Annotated in this window: 4 protein-coding genes; 2 read left to right on the top strand and 2 right to left on the bottom strand. The window is 69.4% G+C overall.

The genetic code is table 11. The features are described 5' to 3' along the window. Positions 1-252 precede the first annotated feature (252 nt). Entirely contained in the window at positions 253-2,007 is a 1,755-nt protein-coding gene (locus ACFV1W_RS40000) for a DUF6895 family protein (RefSeq protein WP_380422436.1), read from the bottom strand. A gap of 79 nt (positions 2,008-2,086) precedes the next feature. Continuing rightward, positions 2,087-2,215 carry a hypothetical protein gene (locus tag ACFV1W_RS39995; RefSeq protein WP_380422434.1) on the bottom strand — a complete coding sequence of 43 codons (129 nt, stop codon included), beginning with the start codon at positions 2,213-2,215 and terminating at the stop codon, positions 2,087-2,089. A gap of 924 nt (positions 2,216-3,139) precedes the next feature. Between ACFV1W_RS39995 and ACFV1W_RS39990 the strand changes: the two genes are divergently transcribed. Further along, a complete protein-coding gene (locus tag ACFV1W_RS39990) occupies positions 3,140-4,021 on the top strand; it encodes a hypothetical protein (protein WP_380422433.1) in 882 nt (293 codons plus the stop codon). 314 nt (positions 4,022-4,335) lie between these two features. Beyond that, entirely contained in the window at positions 4,336-5,139 is an 804-nt protein-coding gene (locus ACFV1W_RS39985) for an endo alpha-1,4 polygalactosaminidase (RefSeq protein WP_380422431.1), read from the top strand. Positions 5,140-5,256 lie beyond the last annotated feature (117 nt).

Genomic DNA, 5,256 nt, shown 5'->3' with positions numbered 1-5,256 from the left:
CCAGATCGGAGGCGTCAAGAGCGCCATCCTGCTAGGCAGCTCGGACGCCGACTGACCCCCACACCGCCGACAAACCACAGACCCGGGACGACGAGCGCTCTCATCCTCGGGGACTACCTGGCCGGACACCTGGCGATCGCCACCACCCGCGGGGCGGTCATCGGTGGAGGCCGCCGGGTCCGTCCCCGGCACCGACCCCGACCGATGCTGCTCCACCGCGGCTCTCCGGACCGCCTGCGAGCGATGAGGTGTTCACTCGTCGTACAGGTCGTGCAGGCATGAAAGGGCGACGACACAACTCCGGGTCCAGATGCGTTGCGCCGTCGCCCGCTCTTGGTGGTCGTCGCGCGCCGGGTAGCCGAAGGCGCCGGTGGGGTGCTGCTGGCGGAGCAGGAAGTCGACCCCGTCGTGGGTGAACCGGTGATCGGCCCAGCCGAGCACCCCCAGCCCTTGAAGGAGCGCGGCGACCTCTTCGAGTCGGTAACTCCGGCAAGCGGTCGGCAGTGCGGCCACGAATCGCTCCGCGACGGGACGCCAGGCGAAGGCGTCGCCGCCGAGGCGAAGCGGTTGGCCGTCGGCGTACTGTGCCAAGGCGGCGGCAGTGATCGCGGGCGCCTGGTTCTCGACCAGCAGGCTCGTGGGGTCCGTGGAGACAAGGAGGGAGTCGGCCTGCCGCCTGGTGAGTCGGCCGAGGTCCTGAAGTCGCCTGACTCCGCCAGCGGCGGTCGTGGGAAGGGCGGCGAGTCCGGTGAGTGTTCCTGCCGTGTCCGTCAGGAACCGGTCGAGGGAGTCGCAGGCCAACCCGCAGGCCGACAGGCCTCGCGCGCATTCGGCAACCGCGTCGACGCCCTGCTGCCCCCAAGCCCCCGGCTGGGCGGAGCCCCCGTCGGCACGTTGCACGAGACGGGTGAGAGTCCGAGCGGCGAGTTGCGGCTCCCCCACGGAGCGTGCGCCGCGCGAGGCCGCGCCCGCTGCCGCGACCGCGCCGTCGAAGGGCGCTTCGAGGGCGTCGTCGGTCAGCCAGGCGATGGCACGCCGGATCGCGGCTTCCAGCCGTCCCTTGCCGGCGGGCCGGGGAGGTGAGGGGCGCGGCCACCGGATCACGGCTGGGTCGCGGGCGAGGTGGCCGGCCAGCGCCGCGACGATCGTGGTGTGGTAGCCGGTGGCCCAGGCACGGTACTCCCGATCGCCGTTCTCGAGTTCCGGCGGGAGGACGCCGTCCGGCCCGGCGACCCGCCCGCTGGGTTCCTGTACGTCGGCGAGGAACGCCCAGGCCCGTTCCGTCTCGGGTGAGTCCCGGATCCCCAGGCACAGCAGGCAGCAGAGCAGTTCGGCGACGAGGTCGGCGTTCTCCCTCCGGCGGTACAAAAGGCTGAGTGCCTCCAGTAGCTCCACGGCCTGCGGCAGACCGAATCCGGTGGGCCACCGAGGGATACGCCGACCGAAATCGGTGGCGTAGAACACGGTGTGCGTGATCGCGTAAACATCGCCATCGCTCAGCTTCAGCACGGATGGATCCGCGCAGAGCAGGGAGAAAGGCAGGACAGCATCTGCCGCCGGAGCTGCGTGATGGATTCCGGCCAACTCCAGCGTATGCATCAGATCCAGCTGCCGGAAGGGAACGCGTTCGAAACAGGCGGCGTAGCGCCCGGAGACCACTTGGCCGATGAGGTGCTCGAACTCGCGGTCTGGTCGCCCGCACAGCCGCTGTGACGCGTAGGTGCCCGCGTACAGGAGCAGGGCCCGCTCGTCTCGCGCGACGAGCTCACGGTACGAAGCTCGCGCTGCCACTGCGGTGACCTGTTCGAACAGCAGCTGATAGTCGGCGTCGTCGAAGGATCCGGACTCCGCCCGGGCACGCAGTCCGACCAGCAACGCGACCTCGACGAGCGCCTTGCGGACGAACAGCACGCGCCCCTCGTCGGCGGCGTCGGGGTCGAAACGAGTGCGGTGTGCGGCCAGCCAGGAGACCGCTCCGTACTCCACCGTGCGCCACGTGTCGGCCACAGCCGCCCCCTGATGAGTCGATGCCACCCGGTCTCGCGTTCTACCTGACGCGAGCGCCCCCGTACGGCGCAGCCCGGAGCTAGGCCTGCGAGGGCTCCTCTGTCACGGACGGGACGACGAGCACGTACTTGTCCCAGGCCAGCACATAGCCGGAGATTTCTCCGAGCGTGGTGGTCGCACTGACCAGCTGTTCCAGAGTGGTGTTCATATTTATCAGGTCGCTCCTCTCCAGAAAGGCGAGAGCGGCCCGGGCGTCGACAGCTGGGCAGTTAGTCACGACGAACCTCCATCGGAACGTGATTCCCGCGGGTTTCTATCCCGCAGGCACTTGTTCTCGATCGTGTCAATGATGCGCACGGATGGCACTGATGAATGCCTGAATTCACCTAAATGGATCAACTTGAATATCATATTCGCGCGATGCGCTCTATCGGTGCGTGCAGGTGACCTCAGCGCTGCTCCGACCACGGGACGGAGATCTCGCGCCACTGCAGCGACAGATGGCCACTCTCCGCTGTTGCGGCTGTGCGGGCACCCACCTGCGGGATCATTTACGGATGGAGCGCGCTCGGCCGTTCGAGTGAGAAGCGGGCCTTTTGATGGCTACATGCTGTAGCCCGTGAGTTACTCGTGGCGATGGCACCCGGTGGGCAGCCCATCCCTTGCCGGGGGAACGCGTTGGACCTCAGGAGACGTCTGCTCCCCGGTCCGGCAGCCGTCGGGCGCCCCGGTAAGGGGCCAACGTCATGCCGGCTGGCATGAAGCGACGGCCTTCGGACGTCGGTGGTCCCCGTTCGACCGGAGGGGACGTCACGACCTCAGCGACCGACCGCCTGACAGCAAGGTCGGCGGCGACGGGCGCGACCGTGCCGGTCGGGGCGGGCCCACCCGAATCGCGGTCACCCCGAACGGCAGCCGCGCCCATGTGGCGAACAACGCGGCTGGCAGCGTGAACCTGATCGACACCGCCCCGAGCAGGGTGGCACTCACCCCCAACGCTCTCTCCTCCCGCGTGAGCGACAACGGCGCGAACACGGTGAGCGTCAGCACAACCCCGCAGGCCGTCAGCCCGAGTCGAGGACCCACCGCAGGCGGCCCCGTGAACGATCCACTCGACACCAGGGAGAACCAAATGAACCACGGCAGGCCGGCGATCCGCGCGCTGGGCGCTCTCGGAGCGGCCGCTCTCATGGTCACCGGCGTGGCCGCCACCCCGGCGGCCGCGCAGACGTTCGTCCCGTGCACCACCGACGCGCTGGCGAGCGCCATCACCGACGCCAACACCTCCGGCGGCACGCTCGCCCTGGCCCCGGGCTGCATCTACACCCTGACCACCCCACTGCCGTCCATCCAGAACACGATCACCATCAAGGGTGACGGCGCCACCATCACCCGTGACCCGGCCGCGCCGGCCTTCCGCATCCTCACGGTCGATCCGACGGGAGACCTGGACCTTCGCGAGGCCGTCATCGCCAACGGTGACGCGACGGGAGACTTCGGGGGCGGCATCCGCAACGACGGAGTCCTCACGGTCAGGCGCAGCCTCATCCGTGACAACCACGCCGACTTCGCCGGCGGGATCGGCGGCAACAGCGGGGCCACCACGAGCGTCGACCACAGCCTCATCAGTGGCAACAGCGCGCTCCACCAGGGTGGCGGTCTGGGCAACGAGGGCGACATGACCATCGACAAGAGCGTTGTCGTCAACAACAACGCGCTCGAGCTGGGCGGCGGTGTGGCCAACGACGGCACGCTGAACGTCACGCAAAGCTCCGTCTACGACAACTCGGCATCCGGGCCCTCTGGTGCGGGCGGCGGAATCGCCAACTTCGGCGGTGCCGGCGCCACGACCACGCTCACCCGGAGCAAAGTCGTCAGTAACATCGCGACCAACGCCCCCGGAGGCGTCTACGACGACGGCGGCGGCGTCACGCTCAACTTCACCGCCGTGCTCGCCAACAGCCCGACCAACTGCTTCGGCAGCCCCACCGCGGTCCCCGGCTGCGTGGCCTGAGCCCACCGAGCCCGCCGTCCGCGGCCTCGCGCACCTCGACGGCGGCCACGACCCTGGCCGCCGTCACCGATCACCGCCCGGCACGATGCGCCCGATCCTCCCTTTCCCCGGACGTTCCCCGATTCCCCCGTCGTCCCGGTGCTCCCTGCCTCGGCGCCGGGGGGCCCTTCGTGTTCCCGGCACCGCGAGGAGAAGCCTGAGGACATGCCCCGCCGACCTGGAGTCCAATGATGCCCGCTGACCACGTTCGATCCCGCAGGTCGCCGGTCCGGATCGCCGCAGCGCTGGCGCTCTCGGCGGCAGCCGTTCTCGCAATGTCTTCGTGCAGCTCCTCCGGCGGAACTGCGGAACCGGCGGTGACGACCTCGCCTCCCGCCTCCGGGGGAACATCGGCCACGGCCGCACCCGCCGTGACGGTTCCTCCCGTGCACGCCGGGTTCGACTACCAGATCGGCGGGCCGTACCAGCCCCCGGCCGGTGTGTCGGTCGTCAGCCGCGACCACGAGGCGTCCCCCGCACCGGGCATCTACAACATCTGCTACGTCAACGGCTTCCAGGCCCAGCCGGACGCAGAGCAGGAATGGGACCCGGACCTGCTGCTCCGGGACGGGGCCGGCAATGTCGTCCACGACACCGCCTGGAACGAGGCGCTGCTGGACATCAGCACGGACACCAAGCGTCAGCGGATCGCTCTGAAGGTGGACGGCTGGATCGAAGAGTGCGCCACCAAGGGCTTCGACGCCGTCGAGCCGGACAACTACGACAGCTACACACGATCGGCCGGACTGCTGGGCGCGGCCGACGCCGAGGCGTACCAGTCCATACTCGTCGCGCACGCCCACGGGCAAGGCCTTGCCATCGCCCAGAAGAACGCGGCGGAGCTGGCCCCCGACCGACGGCAACTGGGCCTGGACTTCGCGGTGGTGGAACAATGCGGCACCTACGGCGAGTGCAACCGTTACGCCGACGCGTTCGGCGACCGCGTATTCGACGTCGAGTACGACGAGCAGGGCCTCCAGGCGGCGTGCACGACATCGGGGGCTCGCATCAGCATCGTGCGCCGCGACCTCGACGTCGTTCCGCCGGGCAACCCCGGCTACCTGCGCCAGACATGCTGAAGCCCCGTCATCCGTGCGAGGATAGACCTGTGCACCGGCATTCCGGCGGGACTCGTCACGCTGCCCCGGGCGGTCTGACCGTGGCCGGTCACACCGGCGGGAGGCAGGGCGTCAGGG

The organism is Kitasatospora sp. NPDC059648 (assembly GCF_042734825.1).
Lineage (GTDB): Bacteria > Actinomycetota > Actinomycetes > Streptomycetales > Streptomycetaceae > Kitasatospora.
The sequence above is the reverse complement of the archived record's forward strand: the minus strand, read 5'-3'. Positions and strand labels throughout refer to the sequence as shown.

What these genes read in the sequence shown, in the direction of transcription:
- ACFV1W_RS39995 (WP_380422434.1), bottom strand. Translation starts at nt 2,215, where the DNA reads ATGAACACCACTCTGGAACAGCTGGTCAGTGCGACCACCACGCTCGGA.
- ACFV1W_RS39990 (WP_380422433.1), top strand. Translation starts at nt 3,140, where the DNA reads ATGAACCACGGCAGGCCGGCGATCCGCGCGCTGGGCGCTCTCGGAGCG.
- ACFV1W_RS39985 (WP_380422431.1), top strand. Translation starts at nt 4,336, where the DNA reads ATGTCTTCGTGCAGCTCCTCCGGCGGAACTGCGGAACCGGCGGTGACG.